This is a genomic window from Intestinimonas massiliensis (ex Afouda et al. 2020) (assembly GCF_900626285.1).
In the GTDB taxonomy this organism is placed as follows: domain Bacteria; phylum Bacillota; class Clostridia; order Oscillospirales; family Oscillospiraceae; genus Flavonifractor; species Flavonifractor massiliensis_A.
This window is the reverse complement of the sequence record NZ_LR131148.1, coordinates 405688-426305: the sequence shown is the minus strand read 5'-3', so window position 1 is coordinate 426305 and position 20618 is coordinate 405688. Positions and strand designations below refer to the sequence as shown.

Genomic DNA, 20618 nt, shown 5'->3' with positions numbered 1-20618 from the left:
TCTTTGGTAAGTAATCGCACGCTCTGTGAGCTCAGAGCATATAGGGCGACAGTGCTTCCTCCACCACGCCCTCAAAGGATTCCGCAGCGCCCCAGTCAAAACGGAACAGGCCCTCGCCGCCTCCGCCGCCAATGGTATGCACTCTGGTACGGCCGCTCATATTGTCGATGGTAACCGTGAGGGTCAGGCGGTTGCCCGCCCGCCAGTAGTGCTTTTCATACACCATCACCGCACACTTCAGGCCGTTGGGGCCCTGGATCACATAGTGGTCCAGCAGTTCGCCGGTGATACTGCCGTCCACGATGGCGCTGTGGATCAGATCGCCGCACTGCTCCATGGAGCAGGATACGAAATAAGTATTCTCCATCGTATCTCCTTCCCTTACCAGGGGCGCACGCCGCCTGTCAGGTCAGATACCTTGTCAAGGCCCTGTTTTGCGGCAATCTCCGCCAGGGCGTCCCGCACCTTGATGGGGGCATAGGGATCGGCAAAGCAGGCAGTACCCACCGCCACGGCACTGGCGCCCGCCAGCATCAGCTGGGCCGCGTCCTCGCCCTTGGCCACGCCGCCCATACCCAGGATGGGCAGGTCCACCGCATTGGCCACCTCCCATACCATCCGCACCGCCACAGGCAGTACGGCGGGACCGGACAGGCCGCCGGTGTTCATCTTCAGAATGGGACGGCGGGTGTTCACGTCAATGCGCATGCCCCGCAGGGTGTTGATGAGGGACAGGGCATCCGCCCCGGCGTCAGCCACCGCTTTGGCGATCTCGGTGATGTCGGTGACATTGGGGGACAGCTTCACCATCACGGGGACGGTGGCGTGCTCCTTGGCCATCCTGGTGACCTCAGCGGCCAGTTCCGGCTTGGTACCGTAGGCCAGGCCGCCGGCCTTTACGTTGGGACAGGAGATGTTAACCTCGATCATGTCCACCCCAGCCGCCGACAGCTTCTCACACATAATGCCGTACTCCTCCGGGGTGTTGCCGGAGATGTTGGCGATCACGGCCAGGTCGTGCTTCCGCAGCTCGGGCAGCTCATGCTCAATAAAGGCGTCCACACCGGGGTTCTGGAGCCCCACGGAGTTGAGGATGCCCATGGGGGTCTCGGCGATGCGGGGAGGCGGATTGCCCTCCCGGCGGTGGAGGGTCAGGCCCTTGGCGCAGATCCCGCCCAGCTCGCTGAGATCATAGAACTGGCCGTACTCCCGGCCGAAGCCGAAGGTACCGGAGGCCACCACGATGGGGTTTTTCAGACGCACACCCGCCAGATCGACGGACAGATCCACCTTAGACATTCCAGTCCACCTCCTTGGCGTCGAATACCGGGCCGTCCTTGCACACGTGCTTCATGGTGCCGTCGGCCATCTGGATGGCGCAGCCCAGGCAGGCGCCCACGCCGCAGGCCATCCGCTCCTCCATGGAAACCTGGCAGGGCACGCCGTACTCCGCCGCCGCCTTGGCCACATTTTTCAGCATGGGCTTGGGGCCGCAGGCCAGAATGGCTGTAAAGTCTTTATCCTGTTCAAGAATGTCCCTCACCTGGGCGTCCACAAATCCATGGCGCCCAAGGCTTCCGTCATCTGTGCAAAGGTATACCTCTTTACAGCAATTCCGGAAGCGGTCGGCCAGGATCACCCGGTCTGCCGAGCGGAAGCCCAGCACGGCCACGGTGTTTTTATGGAAGGCTTCGGCATACCCCAGCAGAGGAGGCACTCCGATGCCGCCGCCTACCAGGAGGTAGCGGCCGCCCTCCTCCACGGCAAAGCCGTTGCCCAGGGGGCCCAGTACGTTGATTTGATCCCCCACTTTGCGCTGAGCCAGCCAGCGGGTGCCCTCCCCCTTCACCTCAAAGATGAGAGCGGCGGTATTCTCCGGTTCGTCGTCCAGGGCATAGGCCACGGAGATGGGGCGGCGGAGCAGCAGGCCCTCGCCGCAGGCCACGTGGAGGAACTGTCCGGCCCGGAGCCCCTGCTCGGCCACCATCTGCCCCACTTCCAGAGTCATCCAGTAAGTGCTGTCGTTGAGAGGAGCCATCTCCACGACCTTACAGAGCTGTTCGATGGGCATGGTCTCCCCTCCTTACTCGATGGTGATGAACCGGCAGATGTCATCCCGCATGGCGATGGCAGCATTGCGGGCGGCCTCCTGGTAGTCGGCCCCGTCCTTGCCGGTCTTCTGCCAGGCGCAGATGATGCCACGGGAGGAGTTGACAATGGCGCCCCGGCCCTTGGCCTGGAAGGCATACTGTACGTCCTCGGCGGTGCCGCCCTGGGCGCCGTAGCCGGGCACCAGCAGGAAGGTGTGGGGCATCCGGGCCCGGATCTGCTTCAGCTCGTCGGGGTGAGTGGCACCGGCCACGCCGCCGGCCATGGTATAGCCGTACTTGCCTTCGGTACCGGCGCCCCACTTCTCGATCAGGTCGGCCATCAGGCCGTACACGGTGTCTCCGTCGCCGGCGGTCACGTTCTGCAGCTCGCCGGAGCCGGGGTTGGAGGTCTTGACCAGGGAGAAGGTACACTTGTTGGTCTGCTTGCACACCTTCAGGAAGGGGTTGACGCTGTCGCCCCCCATGTAGCCGTTGAGGGTGACGCAGTCGGCGTCAAACACGCTCAGGTCATGCTCTCCCACCTTGGTGGTGCCCAGCCAGGCGTCGGCATAGGCCTCGGCGGTGGAGCCGATGTCGCCCCGCTTGATGTCGGCGATGACAAAGAAGCCCTTCTCCTTTGCGTAGCGGATGGTGCGCTCCAGCACCTCCATGCCCCGCCAGCCCAGGCGTTCATAGTAGGCGGACTGAGGCTTCACGGCGGGCACGATGTCACACAGGGCGTCCATCAGGCCGCAGTTGAAGCGGTACAGAGCCTCAGCGGCGCCCTCCAGGGTCTCGCCGTACTGCTCATAGCAGGCCTTGCGGATGTGCTCAGGCACATACTCGGGCTTGGGGTCCAGACCCACCACGGTGGGGTTCTTGCAAGCGATGATCTTCTCCTGCAGCGCGTCAAAGGACATAATTCTCAAACTCCTCTTTTTTCTATTTCTGTTTTCATGCGGTCAGGGCTTGTCCTGATAGACTACCTTGCCGCCCACGATGGTATATTTCACTTTCCCCTTCAGCTTTTTCCCCGCGAAGGGGGTGTTGCGGCCCTTGGAGGCGAACTGCTCCGGGTCCACCGTCCACTCTTCCATCGGGTCAAAGATGACCATATCGCCGTCCGCCCCGATGGACAGCCGGCCCTTGGTGGGCAGGCGGAGGATGCAGGCGGGGTTGATGGTCATTTTCCGCAGAATGTCGGACAGGGGCAGCTCCTTGGTGTGGTACAGATAGGTCAGGGTCACACCCAGAGCGGTCTCCAGACCCACCATGCCGCTGGGGGCCTCGGTCAGAGTGCGGGCCTTCTCCTCGGCGGAGTGGGGGGCGTGGTCGGTGGCGATGGCGTCGATGGTGCCGTCCTTCAGGCCCTCAATGATGGCCTCCACATCTGTCTTGGTCCGCAGGGGCGGGTTCACCCGGGCCATAGTGCCCTGGGTGAGGATCTCGTCCTCGGTGAGGCTGAAATACTGGGGGCAGGTCTCGCAGGTGATCTGCACCCCCTTGCGCTTATACCGGCGGACCAGAGCCACCGACTTGGCGGTGGAGATGTGGCAGATATGTACCGCCGCCCCCGTCTCCTCCGCCAGCATGGCGTCCCGGGCCACCATCAGCTCCTCAGCGATGGCGGGCCGGCCGTTGATGCGCAGCTGGCGGGAGATCCGGCCCTCGTTCACGGCGTAGTTCTTCACCATGTCCGCGTCCTCACAGTGGGAGAGAACCGTGAGATTCTGGCGGTGGGCCAGAATCAGGCCGTCCCGCATCAGGTTGGCATTCTGTACCGGCACCCCGTCGTCGGACAGGGCCACCGCGCCCGCCGCCTTCAGGGCCTCAAAATCAGTGAGTTCCTGCCCCTTCTGTCCCCTGGACACCGCGCCGATGGGCCAGACGTGGATGCCGCAGGCCTGAGCCGCCTTCTGCTTAACGAAGTCGATCCCCTCCGGGGTATCGGTGACAGGCCTGGTGTTGGGCATACAGGCGATAGAGGTAAATCCTCCGTGGGCGGCTGCCGCCGCGCCGGTCTCAATGGTCTCCTTATACTCAAAGCCGGGCTCCCGCAGGTGCACGTGCATATCCACCAGGCCGGCACATACCGTCAGGCCCCTGGCGTCGATGATCTCCGCGTCCGACTCTCTGATATCGCTGCCGATGACGGCTACCTTGCCGTCCTCCAGTAAAATATCCATGATGCCGCCGATGCCCCCCACCGGGTCCACCAGACGTCCCTGGCGTATCAGCAGTTTCACGCGATCGCTCCTTTCTCACGCAAAAAAAGGGTCCAGGCGTCTTCCCCCGACCCTCCGTACGAGTTTACTCTTCGTTTTTTCATTATACCTTGAATCGCATTTTTTAGCAACGGATTTTTCTGCATTTCGGGCAATAATAGAGACGGACACCAATGCAGAAGGGAGCGTCACAACATGACAAAGCACGCGTTTCTGGAAGGAATGGGCATGGGCATCATCGCCGGAGCCGCCATCGGTATGGCGGTGGCCACCAAAGGGATGCAGGGCCCCGATATGCGCCGGATGGCCAAGAAAGCCGCCCGCAAGATGGACCATATGAAGGACGATCTGGCGGACACCCTGGGCTTCTGAGGCAGAAGAGGTGCGGTTTCAAAAACCGCACCTCTTTTTTTATGCTCAATATTATTAAAACCAAAATGAAAGGGATCACACGGTATTTTTCAAAAATCTTGTCCTCCGGTCCGGCTTCTTGAAGAAGAATCTGCAGGAAGCAGACGGGCCGTTACTGCCGGGGAATGACTGGCTGGCCCAGCGGAATCAGATCTTCGTCCAGCAGGAAGCACTTCAGGACTGGCGCGTCAAGCGCTCCGGTGTCGATCAGCACCACGCTGTCCTCTTCCGCAGCGATATACTGCACATCCGTCAGCTTCCCTGTCTCCTCATAGCCGGCCAGAATCAGCTGGGGAGTGTCCGAAGAAGTGCCCAGATTGAGATAGCAGATTGTGTCCTCTTTCAGGGAGACGACGGGCTGGGCCTCAATATCTGAAAAAGACAGGGTGCCGGAGAGGCCGGGCAGCTGGGTCTGGAGTTTCGTACCCGTCCGGCCGATCAGGTTCAGCGTGCAGCCGCTGAAGGCGGAGGTTTCGGCGCTTATCTGCCGGCTGGGCACATACAGGGTGTCCAGCTTCTGGGCGCCGCTGAAGCTGCTGGCGGCAAGGGCAGTCACTATATTGGGCACGACATAGATGGTGCGGGGGGAGGCAGCGGGGTAGCTCACCAGGGTGGTGAGGGCGCCGTTGAAGTCCTTTTCGAACAGGACGCCGTCCAGGCTGGCGTAGGAGTCATTTTCCGCCATTTCAAAGGCTGTGACGCCGGGCAGGGAGGCGAAGGCATTCTCCCCGATTTTGGCCACAGAGGACGGGATGGACACTGTCCCCGTAATGGCGCTGCCCGCAAAGGCATCGTCGCCGATGGCGATGACCGGCAGGCCGGCGTATTCATCGGGTATCGTCAACGGGCCGCCGGCGCTCTGGTCGGTCAGCCCCACAACGGTGAGGGTGCCTCTGGGGCCTACGGAGTAGGAGAACGTGCCGTCGGAAAGGGTGCCGGTGAGGGCGTCCTGGAAGAGCACTTTGATCTCAGTGTCCTGGGAGACCCGCTCAATGGTGTAGGTGGTCTGGATGGGCTGAGACTGGCCGTTTACACTTACGAAAGCGGTGCTGTACCCGCTGTCCGGAGTGACGGTAAAGGAGGTACTGCACCCGGCGGTGACCTGCTGGGCGCTGAGGGAGACGGTGCCCCCACCGGAGGTGGAGGCGCTCACGGTGTACTCGGGCAGCGGGACGGCGGAGACGTCAAAAAAGTCCACGTCATAGGAGAGATTGGCGGCGCTGCCGTTAATTTTGGTGAGGCCGGACACAGTCACGTGATAGGTGCCGTCATAGAGCTCGTCATCCCAGCTGTCCTGGTCGGGTTGGAAGATGATGCAGTTGTTCACGCCGTAATTTTGGGTGTTCACCGTGAAAAATCCGTCCGCGCTGCCGGAGGAGAAGTTCCACGTCTTGCCGTCGCTCTCCCGGGTGATGGTGACGCTGACCTGGCTTGCAGTGGGCCGCTTATACAGGCTGGGATTGAGGGTGACCGACCAGGGGTCCTGCTTGGTGATAAGCTCCGAGGGGAAATTGCCGGAAGCAGGCCAGGCCACGTACTCATAGTCAACGGTCGGCAGCTTTCCGTAGCTGCCGCTTTCAAAGACCTTGGTGACGACATAAACGCTGCCCCCCTCGGACTCGGCCTGCCCAAAGCCGACCTGCATATCCTCCAGGGGGTTGAGCAGCCAGCGGCGGTGGCCCAGGGCGGAGCGGTTGCTGTTGGAATTGTCGCTCATGCAGCCCTCCAGAGAGGAAATGATGAAATTCTGGTCGCCGTATCCCCAGCGGTAGGAGATATTGGAGGATTCTGTAGTCTCACGCCCCTTATCATAGAAATCCTGGGACATATCGGCAGGCTTGTAGGGATAGTGGGTCAGCGTATCGATGGACGCCAGCAGCGTGGCGCCGTACTGGCTCAGCTCGTTCCACTCGGGCACCAGGGTGGCGGCGGGCAGGCCGGCCGCGTAGCGGATGTAGTTCAGGTGGGCCAGGCCGCTTTGCAGGTATTGGTCGGTGAGAGCGCCCTGGGCGTAGGGCGCGGCAGCGTTGGGCACAGTCTTATAGGCCGAATCGTAGGTAAATTGCTTTGCATAGTTGCGCTCGGTGGCGATGTCCACCTGGCTGGGCAGGTGCCGCCCCGTCTCCCCACTGGGGACGCTGATACTCACATTCTGGGGCTGTATCTCCTCCGGAGAGCCGGTGGAAACCGCGGATGCGTCTATGGAACCGATGTACGTGATGACCGCCAGCAGGAGCAGTGCTTGTAAGGCCTTCTTCATTTTCCAACCCTCCGTTTTTATGACGGGCCATTTGGCCGCTTTAATGTAATAATACCTGAAAGTTGGAAAATGTAAAGACGGTTTTATGCCCTGAAAAAGAAAACTGGTCAGCCCGCCTGCCTACAGCATCCGCAGGATCTCCCGCTTCAGCCGGGCGATGATCCGCTTCTCCAGTCGTGAGATATAGGACTGGGAGATGCCCAGGCTGTCCGCCACCTCCTTCTGGGTGCGCTCCGGCCGTCCGTCCAGGCCGAAGCGCATGGTGATGATCTGCCGCTCCCGGCCTTCCAGCTTCTCCAGGGCGTCCAGCAGCAGCTTGCGGTCCACGTCGTCCTCGATGGGCTTCATCACCAGATCGTTCTCCGTGCCCAGAATATCGGACAAAAGCAGCTCGTTGCCGTCCCAGTCGGTATTCAGAGGCTCGTCAAAGGACACCTCGCTCTTCAGATTGGCCGTCTTGCGCAGGTGCATCAGGATCTCGTTTTCGATGCACCGGGAGGCGTAGGTGGCCAGCTTGATGTTTTTGGACGGCTGGAAGGTGTTGATGGCCTTGATGAGGCCGATGGTCCCGATGGAGATCAGGTCCTCGATACCCACCCCGGTGTTCTCGAACCGGCGGGCGATGTACACCACCAGACGGAGGTTGCGCTCGATGAGCTTGGCGCGCACCTCCTCCTCTCCCTGGTCCAGGCGGGCGATCAGCCCGGCCTCCTCCTCCCGGGACAAAGGCGGAGGCAGCGTATCGCTGCCTCCGATGTACATGACCTTGCCAGGCAGGCGCAGGCCCAGCCTGGCAAGCAGCTTTTGCAGATTCACGTACCAGCGTACCCTCCAGCCCATCCGATCCATCCCCCTTTTCCTGTCTGTTACGCGCCGATCAGGGCGCAGTAGCCGCCGCCGTCCGACAGCGGCGTGGGCGACAGGGCCAGCAGCAGCTTTCCCCACTCCTCGCCGCCCACCCTGGCCCCGTCCAGCCGGAGAGCCAGCAGCATCCCGCACTCCACTCCCACCGCCCGGTAAGGCAGCAGCCGGCAGCGGCCCCGCCAGCCCTGCCGGTCCAGCCGCTCCATCAGCTCCGCCGGTTCCCGCAGCTCCGCCGCTCCCGGCGCCTGCCCCGGAGGAAAAAGGGCACTTACCTTCTCCCCCTCTGCCACCATCACCGGCTTTCCGGTGGCCGGATCGGTGAGGGTGTTTCCCGTGTCCACCAGAGCGGTGAGGACCGCCCGCCGCCCGTCCAGCCGGAGCACCGCCGGCACCAGCTCCCGGGTCCCGCTGTGCCGGGCGGCCCGGCCCAGCACCAGCGTAATACCCGCATAGCACCCCGCTGCCGACAGCAGGATGAGCTGCAGATCCATAGCGGAGGACAGCACCCCGTTTTCCAGGGCCAGCCCCCGACTGCCCAGGGTGTTCAGGGCAAAAATACCGCCGCCAAAGGCGGCGGACACGGCAAAAAACACCAGGCTGACCCGCAGCAGCCTCCGGCTGCCGCCGTAGCCCGTCAGCACCATCCCCACCGCCGCCCCCAGCTTGCACAAGGGGTGGAGCAGGAAGGCGCACCCGGGCAGGAAGACCGCCGCGGTATAGGCGGCGCCCAGCAGCGCCCCCAGTGCCAGCCGGCCCCGGCGGAGCACCTCCCCCACCAGCCGCCCGGCGGCCAGCAGCAGCAGGTAGTCTACCACCAGATTCAGCAGGAACAGCTCATCCAGATAGACCGTCCGCATCCGCCTCTCCCCCTCTGCCCGCCGTCAGGCCCATTATACCCAGTCCCGTCCACAAAAAAGGTCAGAACGGGTAGGGGTACAAAAAAGATGTGCCCGGGCGCTGCCGCCCGGGCACATCTGCTGTTCAGGATACTTCCGGCACCATCTGGGCCAGGGCCTCGCACAGGGCCTCCATCTCCTGGTCGGTACCCACGGTGACCCGCAGATAGTCGCGGATCCTGGGCTTGTCCCACCAGCGCACCAGGATGCCCCGCTCCCGCAGGCCGTCCAGCAGGGTCTTGGCGGACACCTCCGGGTGGGAAATAAACAGGAAGTTGGCGGCGGAATCGCTGACCTCGAAGCCCATCCGCTTCAGCCGGTCGGCCGCCCAGTCCCGGGTGCTGGAGATCTTCATGGTGGTGGCCCGCAGGTACGCCCCGTCCCGCAGAGCCCCCTCCGCCCCGGCCAGAGCCAGCCGGTCCAGGGTGTAGGAGTTGAAGGAGTTCTTCACACTGTTGAGGGCGGCCATCAGATTCTCATTGCCCAGGGCAAAGCCCACCCGCAGGCCCGCCAGAGCCCGGGACTTGGACATGGTCTGCACCACCACCAGGTTGGGATAGCTGTCGATCAGCGGCACAGCAGACTGGGCGCCGAAGTCCACATAGGCCTCGTCCACCACCACCACCGAGTCCGGATTGCCCTCCAGCAGGGCCCGGATGTCGCACAGGGACACCGCCCGGCCGGTGGGGGCGTTGGGGTTGGCGATCACCACGCCGCCGTTGTTTCCCAGGAAAGGCTCCAGAGGCAGGCCGAACCGCTCATCCAGGGGCACCTCCCGGTAGCTCAGGCCGTACAGATCGGCAAACACGGGATAGAAACTGTATGTAATGTCGGGAAACAGGATGGTGCGGTCCGGATCAAAAAAGGCCTGGAAGCACAGGGCCAGCACCTCATCCGAGCCGTTGCCCACAAAGACCTGGTTGGGCTTCAGGTCAAAGGTGGCGGCCAGGGCCTCCCGCAGGGAGGTGCACTCCGGGTCGGGATAGAGCCTCAGGCTCTCGCCGGCGGCCTCCCGGATGGCAGCCAGGGCCGCCTGGGAGGGGGGATAGGGATTTTCATTGGTATTGAGCTTGATGAACTTCCGCTCCCTGGGCTGCTCCCCCGGCACATAGGGCGTCAGTTCTTTTGCCCGCTTGCTCCAGAATTCCTTCATGTCTGTTCGTCCTCCCCGCTTCGGATCACCTTTTTGATACTTTTTTCCGCCTTGCTCCGGGGCAGCATCAGTTCATGGCCGCAGCCCTGGCAGCGCAGGCGGAAGTCCATACCCACCCGCAGCACCTGCCAGCGGCGGCTCCCGCAGGGGTGCTCTTTCTTTAATTCCAGCACGTCGCCTACCCGGATATCCATGGCCTGTTCTCCTTCCGCCGCGCTTTATCGCTATAAAGTATATTATAATTTCCCCGCTTCTCCCTGTCAATTCAAGGTTGCCCGGCGCATATACTGACCCATCGAGAAAAAAGCGTCCGGAACACAGAAAGGATTGGTCATATTGACGAGCCGTTTTCCGCCCGAAGGGCGGCTGCTGCACACACCGGAAAATCAGGGGGCCTGCGCCTCTCCCGACACTCTGCGCCGGGCCATGGAGGAGAACGCCATTCTGGAGGGTACCGCTCTCTCCTGCGACGCCAGCCATGATCTGGCCGTGGCGCTGGGACCCTACACCGGCCGGATCCCCCGGGAGGAGGCCGCTCTGGGCATTGCCGAGGGAGAGACCCGGGACATCGCCATCCTCTCCCGGGTTGGAAAGCCGGTGTGCTTTACCGTGGAGGCGCTGGAGGAGCGGGATGGTCAGCTGGTCCCTCTGCTCTCCCGCCGCCGGGCCCAGCAGATGGCCCTGGACCACATGCTGGAACAGTGGCGGCCCGGCCAGATCATCCCGGCCGCCGTCACCCATCTGGAGCCCTTCGGGGCCTTTGTGGACATCGGCTGCGGAGTGGTCTCCCTCATCGGCATCGAAAATATCTCAGTGGCCCGCATTCCCCACCCCCAGGCCCGTTTTTCCGTAGGAGACGATATCCTGGCGGTGGTACAGGACCTGGACCCGGTCCGCAGGCGGATCTACCTGACCCACAAGGAGCTGCTGGGCACCTGGCAGGAGAACGCCGCCCGGTTCCACGCGGGTATGACGGTACCGGGCATCGTCCGGGGGATGAAGGAGTACGGCGCCTTCGTGGAGCTCACCCCCAACCTGTCCGGCCTGGCGGAGCACAGCCCCCTGCTCCGGGAGGGAGGCCGGGTCTCGGTGTACATCAAGGCCATCCTGCCTGAGCGGATGAAGATCAAGCTGCTGGTCATCGACGCCCTGCCCCCCGCCGCCGAACCGGAACCCCTGCACTACTTCCTCACCCAGGGCCGCATTGAAAAGTGGAAATACGCGCCGCCTGGATGCTGCAAAATAGGGATGGAATCCATCTTTTCCGATTAAAAAAAGGCCGCCGTCCTGTGGACGGCGGCCTTTGCATTGCTTATTGGGGATTGAGCGTGTAGTTGGGCGCTTCCTTGGTGATATAGATATCGTGGGGGTGGGACTCCTTCAGGCCGGCGGCGGTGATCTGCATGAACTGGGCCTTGGTGTGCAGCTCCTCCACGTTGTGGCAGCCGGTGTAGCCCATGCCGGCCCGCAGGCCGCCCATGAGCTGATAGACAGTCTCGCCGGTCAGTCCCTTGTAGGGCACACGGCCCTCCACGCCCTCCGGCACCAGCTTCTTGTTGTTCTGCTGGAAATAGCGGTCCTTGGAGCCGCAGGCCATGGCGCCCAGGGAGCCCATGCCCCGGTAGACCTTGAACTGACGGCCCTGATAGACCTCGGTGTCCCCGGGGGACTCCTCACAGCCGGCCAGCAGGGAGCCCAGCATGACCACGTTGGCACCGGCGGCCAGGGCCTTGGCAATGTCGCCGGAGTACTTCACGCCGCCGTCGGCGATGATGGGGATCCCGTACTCCGCCGCTACGCAGGCCGCGTCATACACGGCGGTGATCTGGGGCACGCCGATACCGGCCACCACGCGGGTGGTGCAGATGGAGCCGGGGCCGATACCGATCTTCACGCAGTCGGCGCCCGCCTCGATGAGGGCCCGGGTGCCCTCGGCAGTGGCTACGTTGCCGGCGATCAGCTGCACATCGGGATACAGGGCCTTGATCCGGCGGACACAGTCCAGAATGTTGTGGGAGTGGCCGTGGGCGGAGTCCAGGCAGAGCACATCGGCTCCCGCCTCCACCAGAGCGGCCACCCGGTCCAGCACGTCGGAGGTGACGCCGATGGCGGCGCCCACCAGCAGACGGCCCTTCTCGTCACGGGCGGAGTTGGGATACACGGTGGCCTTCTCAATGTCCTTGATGGTGATGAGGCCCTTCAGGTGGAACTGCTCGTCCACGATGGGCAGCTTCTCCACCTTGTGGCGGCGGAGGATCTCCTTGGCCTCCTCCAGAGTGACTCCCTCTTTGGCGGTGACCAGGTGGTCCTTGGTCATCACGTTGTCCACCAGCTGGCTCATGTCCGTCTCAAACTTCATGTCACGGTTGGTGATGATGCCGATGAGCTTGCCGTCCTTGCAGATGGGCACGCCGGAGATGCGGTATTTGGCCATCAGTTCGTCCGCCTCGGCCAGGGTGTGGCCGGGAGCCAGCCAGAAGGGGTTGGTGATAACGCCGTTCTCACTGCGCTTGACCATGTCCACCTGCTCGGCCTGAGCCCCGATGGACATATTCTTGTGGATGATGCCGATACCGCCCTCCCGGGCGATGGCAATGGCCATACGGTACTCGGTGACCGTATCCATGGCGGCACTCATCAGGGGGATATTCAGCCGGATCTTGCGGGTGAGTTGGGTGTGCAGATCGATGTCGGCAGGCAGGACGTCGCTCTCCGCGGGAATGAGCAGGACGTCGTCAAAGGTCAGGCCCTGCCGGGTGAACTTCTGGCTTTGCTCGGTATTGACCATGGTGCATCTCCTTTTCCTTTTTTTATTAAAATTTTATCTATTTTACTTGATGGCGGCCGTTCCGTCAAGAGGAATCTGGGCCAGCGTCACGGCCCCGTCAAAACGGCTCTTTCCGCCGGAGTCCGTCCCGTGGACATACCACAGGCCGTCCTGCTCCCCGGTGTAGAGTTCCAGGGTCTCCCCCGCCTGGCATTCCGCCAGGTAGCCCACCTGGAGTGAGGAAACAAACCGCTCCGGCCCCAGCCGCTCCATATGGAGCGCGTCGCAGATGAAGTCGGCATAGCGCACGTTGTTTACATGGCCGTTGACGTCGGTATCGCTGTAGTGCATGGCCCGCCGGTCAGCCAGCGCCATGTTTCCGGGCATCCGCAGGTGGGACAGCATTTTTTTCTTGCACAGTTCCCCGCCGTCGGTGCCCTGGAACTCCTCAATGCCGCTCATACGGCCCAGGCGGTGGGTCTGCTCGTCAGCCACCACCCAGAGGGAGACCGCCTCCCCCACCGGTTTGCCGTTTACCAGCAGATCGAAGTCCCGGTAGGTGGAAACGCCCTTGCCGCCCCGGTGCCAGGTACGCACCGTGACCCGCTCCCCCCATTTCAGGGGCCGGTCCAGCCGGTACCACAGCCGGGCCATCATCCAGAACAGGTTGTACTTGTTCAGCATCTCCTCCCGGGAGGCGTGGAGGGCGCAGGCTGCGGACACCGCCGCCTCCTGCAGGATCCCCAGCAGGCCGGAGGGGCGGCAGTTGTACCACTGGTCCACATCCCGGGAATCCACCAGATATTCTCCCTCGTAAAACACCCTTACCCCTCCCCCTTGCTGCCGTGGATCAGCAGCTTGGTCTTGCAGCAGATGTCGTCGATATCGCTGGAGGTGGCGGCCGGGATACGCATGGCGCCTCCACAGTCGGCGCAGAACAGGTCAATGGAGCTGTAATTCACCTGGAGCTTCCAGCGGTGGGAGCCGCAGGTGCAGGAGATGCCGTCCCGCTGGGCGATCTCCTTCAGCTCGGAGAGCACCTCGTGCATGATGAACTCATCCAGAAAGCTGCCCTTTTCCCCGCCGTTGGGGTCCAGCTTGTCCACCGCCTCCTCCAGGCGCTTGAGGGCGGCGAACACCGCTCCCTCCTCCCCCACGTAGCAGCAGTCCAGGCCGGACTGGGCGCAGGAGAAGGCCAGCAGCCGCTGGTGGAGAAAGGCGTGGGAAGAGCAGATCACCGAGTGGTCCTTGCCGCAGAACAGGCAGGGCACCGTCAGCTTTACCCGGTCCCCCATCAGCTCCACCCGCAGGCTGGACTTGCCGCAGGGACAGGGCAGGGTATTGGTTGACGCGGCCAGCTGGAAGATCGTGCGCTCCGCCGCCACGATCTGGCGGCAGGCGGGACAGAAATAGGCCAGCGTGCGTTTGGCTTCCTCGGCCATGGTATGCCTCCTTTTCTCAAGAAAAATGACATTTTGTTTATTATACCGCAAAGCACCTTTCTTGACCAGCGCCCGCCCCGTAAAATCCGCCCTCATATTTTTTCGCCTTTTCGTTCAAAATAGCACCACACAAGAAAAAAGGGATGAGGCTATGAACAAAAAGCAGCCCGGCGGCCAGACCGCCGTACTTCCCTCCCGGCCCTGCCTGCTCTCCTGGGCCAGCGTGGTGGGGAAAAAAGAGGGAGAGGGGCCTCTGGCCGCCACCTTTGATATGGTGAACCAGGACGACACCTTTGGAGAAAAGAGCTGGGAAAAGGCGGAGAGCGCCATGCAGAAGCTGGCCCTCTCCACCGCCCTGAAAAAGGCCAACCTGGCCCCCGGCGCTCTGGACTATCTGCTGGCGGGCGATCTGCTCAACCAGTGCATCGGCTCCGCTTTCGCCGCCCGGGACCAGGAGGTGCCCTTCCTGGGGCTGTACGGTGCCTGCTCCACCATGGCGGAGAGCCTGTCCCTGGCCGCGCTGCTGCTGGACGGCGGGTTCGGGGAGCACGCGGCGGCCATGACCTCCTCCCACTTCTGCTCGGCGGAGCGGCAGTACCGCACCCCCCTGGAGTACGGCAGCCAGCGCACCCCCACCGCCCAGTGGACGGTCACCGGCTCCGGATGCGTCATCCTGGGCCGGGAGGGCCAGGGTCCGAAGGTCACCCACGTCACCACCGGCAAGATCGTGGACAAGGGCATCAAGGACGCCAACAACATGGGGGCCGCCATGGCCCCCGCCGCCGCCGACACCATCCTGGCCCACTTCCGGGACACCGGCCGAAAACCCTCGGACTACGACCTGGTGATCACCGGCGACCTGGGGCAGCTGGGCCACGAGCTGCTGGCCCAGCTCTTACAGATGGAGGGGCTCCAGCTCCCCCATCTGGCCGACTGCGGCACCCTGATCTACGACCTGGAGGGGCAGGACGTCCACTGCGGCGGCTCCGGCTGCGGCTGCTCGGGGGCGGTGCTGTGCGGGCTCCTCCTCAACGGCATGACGGAAGGCCGGTGGAAACGCATCCTCTTCTGCGGCACCGGAGCCCTTCTCTCCCCCACCTCCACCCAGCAGGGGGAGAGCATCCCCTCGGTGTGCCATGCGGTGGCCATCGAACAGGAAAGGCAGGAATCATGATGGAAGTGTTTTGGGAATACGGCAGGGCGTTTCTATGCGGCGGCGTGCTGTGCCTCATCGGTCAGGTGCTCATTGACAGGACCAAGCTGACCCCCGCCCGCATCCTGGTGACCTATGTGGTGGCGGGCGTCATTCTGGGCGGGCTGGGCATTTACAAATATATCGCCCAGTTCGGCGGGGCCGGGGCCACCGTGCCCCTCACCGGCTTCGGCTGGCTGCTGTCCAAGGGCGTGGCCAAGGCGGTGGCGGAGCATGGCGTGCTGGGGGCCCTCACCGGCGGCGTCACAGCCGCCGCAGGGGGCATCACCGCCGCGGTATTCTTCGGCCTGGTGGTGGCTCTGCTGTTCAAGCCCAAGTCCAAGTCATGAAAAAAGAGCGTCCGCGGACTGCGGACGCTCTTCCTTTATTTCTGCTTGGAGGGCAGGATCAGGCCCAGCACGATACCCACCGCGGCAGGCAGTACCCAGCCCAGCCCGATGGAGGCCAGGGGCATGGCCGCCAGCACATCCTTCAGGCCGGGAATCAGGCCCTTCAGGGCGTCCAGCACGCTGAAGGCGCCGGCGAACAGCACGCCCAGGGGATAGACCCACCGCTTTCCCTCCAGCCAGCGGTGGAAGAAGGACAGGGCGATGAGCACAATGGCCATGGGGTACAGGATGCCCAGAACCGGCGCGGACACCGAGATGATCTGGGCCAGGCCCGCGTTGGAGATCACCATGCTCACTACCGCGAAGAGCACCGCCCAGCCCTTATAACTCAGCTTGGGGCAGATGGAGTAAAAGTACTCGCCGCAGGAGCTGATGAGACCCACGCACACGTTGAAGCAGGCGATGATGAAGATACCGGCCAGCAGCACGTTGCCCCAGGTGCCGAAGAGCAGGCCCACTACGTTGGTCAGGGCCTGGGCCCCGTCGGTGGGATCGGGCATGGCCCCGGCGGACAGAGCGCCGATATGGGCCAGCATGCAGTAGATGATGAGGAGCATTATCCCGGCAATGACGCCGGAGCGGACGGTGCCCCGGACCACGGCGCGCTCCTCCTCCACCCCTCTGGCCCGGATGTTGACGGAGATGATGATGCCGAAGGCCAGGGCGGCAATGGTGTCCATGGTCTGGTACCCCTCCAGGAAGCCCTGGATCACCGGGTGGGTCACATAGTTCCCCATAGCCGGTCCGTATCCCTCCAGGGGGTTGGCCAGGCAGCCCACGAAAGTGATGATGATGAGAGCCACCAGAATGGGACACAGGACCTTGCCCAGCCGGTCGGTCAGCTTCTCCGGACGCAGGGCAATGACCAGGGCGGCGGCAAAGAACACCAGGGAGTAGATCAGCCGGAACAGCGGGATGGGAGCATCCGCCCCCGCAAAGGGGGGCACCGCCATCTCAAAGGAGGTAGTGGCGGTGCGGGGAATGGCCAGGCAGGGACCGATGGCCAGATAGGCGGCAATGGTAAAGGCCCGGGAGAACAGCGGGTGTACCCGGCTGCCCAGGGTATCTATTCCGCCGGAGCGGGCCACCGCCACCACACCCAGCACCGGCAGACCCACGGCGCTCACCGCCAGACCAACTACGGCCAGCCAGGTGGCGGTACCCGCCTGAGCGGCGATGCCCGGCGGGAAGATCAGGTTGCCCGCACCAAAGAACATGGAAAACAGCGTAAAGCCCACCAAAATCAGGTTTTTCCCCCGCAGCTGCATGTCTCTACCTCCTGATTGGGTTAAAAACAGCGGCACACCGGACGGCGTGCCGCTGTTTTTTACTGTATGCACCAAATTAGCCCTGGGAAATAGCACCCGTGGGGCAGGTGTCGGCGCAGCTGCCGCAATCGATGCAGGAACCGGCGTCGATGACGTACTGGCTATCGCCCTGAGAGATGGCGCCCACGGGGCAAGCGCCCTCGCAAGAACCACAGCTCACGCAAGCGTCGCTGATGACATAGGCCATTGGAATACACCTCCAAACTCTAAAACTACAGTTATTGTATCATAACTTTTCAAAATTGCAATGCTAAAATGAGCCGTCGATGGGTATATTTTTTCTCGGCGGGAAAAACTAGAAGACACGCCAAAGGAGGCGGAAGCATCCATGGATCATCCATCCCCATTTCATATGGAGGCCGCCGGGAGCCTGACCCCGGAACTGGAGGGGGCGCCGCGGAGCGGCGTTCACCGCCGGAGAACAAAAGCGAAAGGGCGTGAAACAGCGCATGAAGCCCGTCAAACGGCAGAAAAAGCTCCTGTTCCGGGGCCGGAAGAGGCGGGGCCCGGCCATGAATGAAACCCGGTTCACCCAGCGGGCCCAGACCGCCCTGAAGCTGGCCCAGCAGTGCTCGGCGGAGCTGGGACACGGCTATGTGGGCAGCGAGCACCTGCTGCTGGGTCTGGCACGGGAGGGCAGCGGCGTGGCGGCCAAAGTGCTGATCGCCGCGGGTCTGGACCCGGAAACCCTGAAATCCGCCATCGCCGCCCTGGTGGGTACCGGGGACGGGGGCACCGCCCCCTCCCAGGGGCTCACCCCCCGGTGCAAGAAGATCATTGAGCTCTCCCTCACCGAGGCCGCCCGGCTGGGCCACCAGTTCGTGGGCACCGAGCACCTGCTGCTGGGTATCCTACGGGAGGGAGACGGGGTGGCGGTGCGGGTACTGGCCAACGTGGGGGCGGAGCCCCGGCGGCTGAGGGCTGACGTCACCGCCGCCATGGGGGGCGACCCCTCCTCCTCTTCCCCCTTCCGGGCGAACGGACGGCCCAGGGAGCGGGAGTACGGCGGGGACACCAAGCTGCTGGACCAGTTCTGCCGGGACCTGACCCGGCTGGCCGCCGGCGGGGTACTGGATCCGGTGATCGGGCGGGACCGGGAGATCGGACGCGCCATCCAGATCCTGGCCCGGCGCCAAAAGAACAATCCCGCCCTCATCGGGGAGCCCGGCGTGGGCAAGACGGCCGTGGCTGAGGGGCTGGCCTGGCGAATCGCCACCGGGCAGGTGCCCGACGACCTCCAGAGCAAGCGGCTGCTCTCCCTGGACCTGTCCTCCATGATCGCGGGCACCAAGTACCGGGGTGAGTTCGAAGAGCGGGTGAAGAACATCCTGGCGGAGGTCCGCCGGGCGGGAAACATCATTCTCTTCATCGATGAGCTCCACACCATCGTGGGGGCGGGCTCGGCGGAGGGGGCCATCGACGCCGCCAATATCATCAAGCCCGCCCTTGGCCGGGGGGAGCTCCAGGTCATAGGCGCCACCACCACCGATGAGTATCGGAAGTATATCGAAAAGGACGCCGCCCTGGAGCGGCGGTTCCAGCCGGTGGTGGTAAACGAGCCGGACACCGACACCGCCCGGGCTATTCTGCTGGGCCTGCGGGACCGGTATGAGGCCCACCACAAGCTGACCATCACCGACCAGGCCATTGACGCCGCCATCGCCCTGTCGGTGCGCTATATCGGGGACCGGCGGCTGCCCGACAAGGCCATCGACCTGATGGATGAGGCCGCCTCCCGGGTGCGCATCCAGCGGCTGGCCGCGCCCCCCGACCTCCAGGCCCTGGAGGAGCGCACCGCCCGCACCCGGCGGGAAAAGGAGGAGGCCATCCGAGACCAGGACTTTGAAAAGGCCGCCATGCTCCGGGACGCGGAGGAGGACTTTCACCGGGAGCTGGAGCAGCAGAAGGCCCGGTGGCAGTCTGGGCAGAACACCGGCTCGGTGACGGCGGAGGACATCGCCGAAGTGGTGGCCGGGTGGACCGGCGTCCCCGTCACCACTCTGACCCAGGCGGAGAGCGACCGGCTGCTCCAGCTGGAGGAGGACCTCCACCGGAGGGTGGTGGGCCAGGAGGACGCGGTCAAGGCGGTGGCCAAGGCGGTGCGCCGGGGCCGGGTGGGCCTGAAGGAGCCCGGCCGTCCCACCGGCTGTTTTCTCTTCCTGGGTCCCACCGGCGTGGGCAAGACCGAGCTGTGCAAGGCCCTGGCCCAGGCCATGTTCGGCAGCGAGGAGGCCCTGCTCCGCTTCGACATGTCGGAGTATATGGAAAAGCACGCCGTCTCCCGGCTCATCGGCTCCCCGCCGGGCTACGTGGGATACGAGGAGGGCGGCCAGCTCACCGAGAAGGTCCGCCGGAGGCCCTACTGCGTGGTGCTCTTTGACGAGATCGAAAAGGCCCACCCGGACATCTGGGGCATTCTGCTCCAGATGATGGAGGACGGGGTGGTCACCGATTCCCAGGGCCGGAAGGCCGACTTCAAAAATGCCATTGTGGTACTCACCTCCAACGTGGGGGCCCAGCGCATCACCGCCAAAGGCGGGCGGCTGGGCTTCTCCGCCGCCGACCACACCGACGGCCGGACCCGCTCGCCGGAGGAGCTGAAAACCCTGGTGACCGAAGATCTGAAAAAAGTGTTCCGGCCGGAATTTCTCAACCGGCTGGACGAGACCATCGTCTTTACCCAGCTGGGCCGCACCGAGATCCGGGCCATCGCCCGGCGGATGCTGGAGCAGGTGGGCATGCGGCTGGAGGCCCTGGGGGTCACCCTGTCCTGGACGGACGAGGCCCTGGACCTGCTGGCCAAAGAGGGCTTTGACCCCAGCTACGGCGCCCGTCCCCTCCGCCGCACCATCCGCACCCGGGTGGAGGACCCCGCCGCCGAAGGGCTGCTCAGCGGCCGGCTCAAGGCGGGCGACACCGCCCTGGTCTGCTGTGAGGAGGGAGAGCTGAACCTCCGGTTCCAGCCCGCCCCAGCCGTTACAAAGGAGGAATCCGTATGAAATCGTTCCGTATCGCCCCTCTGGCTTTAGCTTTGGTCCTGCTGGCCGGGTGCGGCAGCACCGCCGGCAAGGACCTGACCCCGGAGGAGCGCACCCAGCTCTACCGCACCGCCATCGAATCCGCCCGGGATCAGGAGCTCAACGAAGCCGTGCCCGTGGTCACCTCTACCGAGGACGACCTGGGCCAGGCGGTCTTTGACATCCTGGGTCTGGACCCGGCGGACTGCGCCGCCTGCGCCCTGTCGGCCTCCCTGATGAACGTGAAGGCCTACGGCATCGCCGCCGTCTGCCCTGTCTCCGGGAAGGAGGAGCAGGTGTGGGACGGCCTGTCCGCCTTCATCGACCGGCAGCAGCAGAATTTCCAGATGTATCTGCCCGATCAGTATGCCATCGCCCAGAACGCCCGGCTGGACACCCTGTCCGACGGGACCGTACTGCTGGTGATGTGCGAGGATCAGGACGGGGTATTCGATACCATCCGTTCCGCCATCGAGGGGGAGGGCTGACGCCCTCCCCCTCTTGCTCTTGCGGCAGGGCGGCAAAAGGGGTATAATACAGAGGTTCTTTATCCTTTATTTAGG

General features: G+C 63.7%; 21 protein-coding genes. 6 read left to right on the top strand and 15 right to left on the bottom strand.

Going from position 1 to position 20618, the window contains the following annotated elements; all coding sequences use genetic code 11:
- Positions 1-31 precede the first annotated feature (31 nt).
- From E0E41_RS17985 to E0E41_RS17965, 5 genes are read right to left on the bottom strand one after another with little or no spacing between them, the layout of a single operon-like run.
- Positions 32-367 (bottom strand): DUF6054 family protein, encoded by a 336-nt coding sequence (locus E0E41_RS17985; RefSeq protein ID WP_130871245.1) that lies wholly within the window; start codon positions 365-367, stop codon positions 32-34.
- 14 nt (positions 368-381) lie between these two features.
- On the bottom strand, positions 382-1299 hold the full coding sequence (locus E0E41_RS17980) for a dihydroorotate dehydrogenase (RefSeq protein ID WP_130871244.1): 918 nt from the start codon (positions 1297-1299) through the stop codon (positions 382-384).
- Complete coding sequence (locus tag E0E41_RS17975) at positions 1292-2071, bottom strand: dihydroorotate dehydrogenase electron transfer subunit (protein ID WP_130871243.1); 780 nt, start codon at positions 2069-2071, stop codon at positions 1292-1294. Before E0E41_RS17975 ends, E0E41_RS17980 begins: the two co-directional genes overlap by 8 nt.
- A gap of 12 nt (positions 2072-2083) precedes the next feature.
- On the bottom strand, positions 2084-3010 hold the full coding sequence (pyrF, locus tag E0E41_RS17970) for an orotidine-5'-phosphate decarboxylase (protein ID WP_130871242.1): 927 nt from the start codon (positions 3008-3010) through the stop codon (positions 2084-2086).
- Between the two features lie 42 nt (positions 3011-3052).
- Positions 3053-4336 (bottom strand): dihydroorotase, encoded by a 1284-nt coding sequence (locus tag E0E41_RS17965; protein WP_130871241.1) that lies wholly within the window; start codon positions 4334-4336, stop codon positions 3053-3055.
- A 174-nt stretch (positions 4337-4510) separates the two neighbouring features.
- Between E0E41_RS17965 and E0E41_RS18665 the strand changes: the two genes are divergently transcribed.
- Positions 4511-4687, top strand: coding sequence for a hypothetical protein (locus E0E41_RS18665; RefSeq protein WP_165450611.1), 177 nt, complete (start codon positions 4511-4513; stop codon positions 4685-4687).
- Positions 4688-4838: 151 nt separating this feature from the next.
- Here E0E41_RS18665 and E0E41_RS17960 read toward each other — a convergent pair whose 3' ends face one another.
- The 5 genes from E0E41_RS17960 to E0E41_RS17940 all read right to left on the bottom strand — a co-directional run bounded on the left by E0E41_RS17960 (position 4839) and on the right by E0E41_RS17940 (position 10093).
- Positions 4839-6986, bottom strand: a complete 2148-nt coding sequence (locus E0E41_RS17960; protein ID WP_130871240.1) for a leucine-rich repeat protein — start codon at positions 6984-6986, stop codon at positions 4839-4841.
- A 120-nt stretch (positions 6987-7106) separates the two neighbouring features.
- On the bottom strand, positions 7107-7835 hold the full coding sequence (gene sigE / locus E0E41_RS17955) for an RNA polymerase sporulation sigma factor SigE (RefSeq protein WP_130871239.1): 729 nt from the start codon (positions 7833-7835) through the stop codon (positions 7107-7109).
- A 17-nt stretch (positions 7836-7852) separates the two neighbouring features.
- Positions 7853-8707 carry a sigma-E processing peptidase SpoIIGA gene (locus E0E41_RS17950; protein ID WP_130871238.1) on the bottom strand — a complete coding sequence of 285 codons (855 nt, stop codon included), beginning with the start codon at positions 8705-8707 and terminating at the stop codon, positions 7853-7855.
- Positions 8708-8831: 124 nt separating this feature from the next.
- Positions 8832-9899, bottom strand: a complete 1068-nt coding sequence (gene hisC / locus E0E41_RS17945) for a histidinol-phosphate transaminase (protein ID WP_130871237.1) — start codon at positions 9897-9899, stop codon at positions 8832-8834.
- Positions 9896-10093 carry a DUF951 domain-containing protein gene (locus tag E0E41_RS17940; protein WP_130871236.1) on the bottom strand — a complete coding sequence of 66 codons (198 nt, stop codon included), beginning with the start codon at positions 10091-10093 and terminating at the stop codon, positions 9896-9898. Before E0E41_RS17940 ends, hisC begins: the two co-directional genes overlap by 4 nt.
- A 133-nt stretch (positions 10094-10226) precedes the next feature.
- On the opposite strand from E0E41_RS17940, the gene E0E41_RS17935 reads away from it, so the two are divergent.
- The gene (locus E0E41_RS17935) at positions 10227-11171 is read left to right on the top strand and encodes a S1 RNA-binding domain-containing protein (protein WP_242623872.1); all 945 of its coding nucleotides are present in this window, start codon (positions 10227-10229) and stop codon (positions 11169-11171) included.
- A gap of 40 nt (positions 11172-11211) precedes the next feature.
- Here E0E41_RS17935 and guaB read toward each other — a convergent pair whose 3' ends face one another.
- From guaB to E0E41_RS17920, 3 genes are read right to left on the bottom strand one after another with little or no spacing between them, the layout of a single operon-like run.
- Positions 11212-12687 carry an IMP dehydrogenase gene (gene guaB / locus E0E41_RS17930; protein WP_130871235.1) on the bottom strand — a complete coding sequence of 492 codons (1476 nt, stop codon included), beginning with the start codon at positions 12685-12687 and terminating at the stop codon, positions 11212-11214.
- 42 nt (positions 12688-12729) lie between these two features.
- Complete coding sequence (locus tag E0E41_RS17925) at positions 12730-13488, bottom strand: acyl-[acyl-carrier-protein] thioesterase (RefSeq protein ID WP_242623871.1); 759 nt, start codon at positions 13486-13488, stop codon at positions 12730-12732.
- A gap of 2 nt (positions 13489-13490) precedes the next feature.
- Complete coding sequence (locus E0E41_RS17920) at positions 13491-14108, bottom strand: hypothetical protein (RefSeq protein WP_165450610.1); 618 nt, start codon at positions 14106-14108, stop codon at positions 13491-13493.
- 151 nt (positions 14109-14259) lie between these two features.
- Here E0E41_RS17920 and spoVAD point away from each other — a divergent pair, with 151 nt between their 5' ends.
- Together spoVAD and spoVAE are read left to right on the top strand one after the other, a co-directional pair.
- Entirely contained in the window at positions 14260-15282 is a 1023-nt protein-coding gene (spoVAD, locus tag E0E41_RS17915; RefSeq protein WP_130871232.1) for a stage V sporulation protein AD, read from the top strand.
- Positions 15282-15650: a stage V sporulation protein AE gene (spoVAE, locus tag E0E41_RS17910; RefSeq protein WP_130871304.1), complete on the top strand. Its 369-nt coding sequence runs from the start codon at positions 15282-15284 to the stop codon at positions 15648-15650. Before spoVAD ends, spoVAE begins: the two co-directional genes overlap by 1 nt.
- Before the next feature lie 35 nt (positions 15651-15685).
- Here the strand turns inward: spoVAE and brnQ are convergent, their stop codons facing one another.
- Both brnQ and E0E41_RS17900 read right to left on the bottom strand, forming a co-directional pair.
- On the bottom strand, positions 15686-16978 hold the full coding sequence (gene brnQ, locus E0E41_RS17905; protein ID WP_130871231.1) for a branched-chain amino acid transport system II carrier protein: 1293 nt from the start codon (positions 16976-16978) through the stop codon (positions 15686-15688).
- A 76-nt stretch (positions 16979-17054) separates the two neighbouring features.
- Positions 17055-17225, bottom strand: a complete 171-nt coding sequence (locus E0E41_RS17900) for a DUF362 domain-containing protein (protein WP_087241378.1) — start codon at positions 17223-17225, stop codon at positions 17055-17057.
- Between the two features lie 325 nt (positions 17226-17550).
- On the opposite strand from E0E41_RS17900, the gene E0E41_RS17895 reads away from it, so the two are divergent.
- Both E0E41_RS17895 and E0E41_RS17890 read left to right on the top strand, forming a co-directional pair.
- A complete protein-coding gene (locus E0E41_RS17895) occupies positions 17551-20037 on the top strand; it encodes an ATP-dependent Clp protease ATP-binding subunit (protein ID WP_130871230.1) in 2487 nt (828 codons plus the stop codon).
- Entirely contained in the window at positions 20034-20543 is a 510-nt protein-coding gene (locus tag E0E41_RS17890; RefSeq protein WP_130871229.1) for a DUF4358 domain-containing protein, read from the top strand. The genes E0E41_RS17895 and E0E41_RS17890 overlap by 4 nt, the downstream gene beginning before the upstream one ends.
- Positions 20544-20618: the final 75 nt, after the last annotated feature.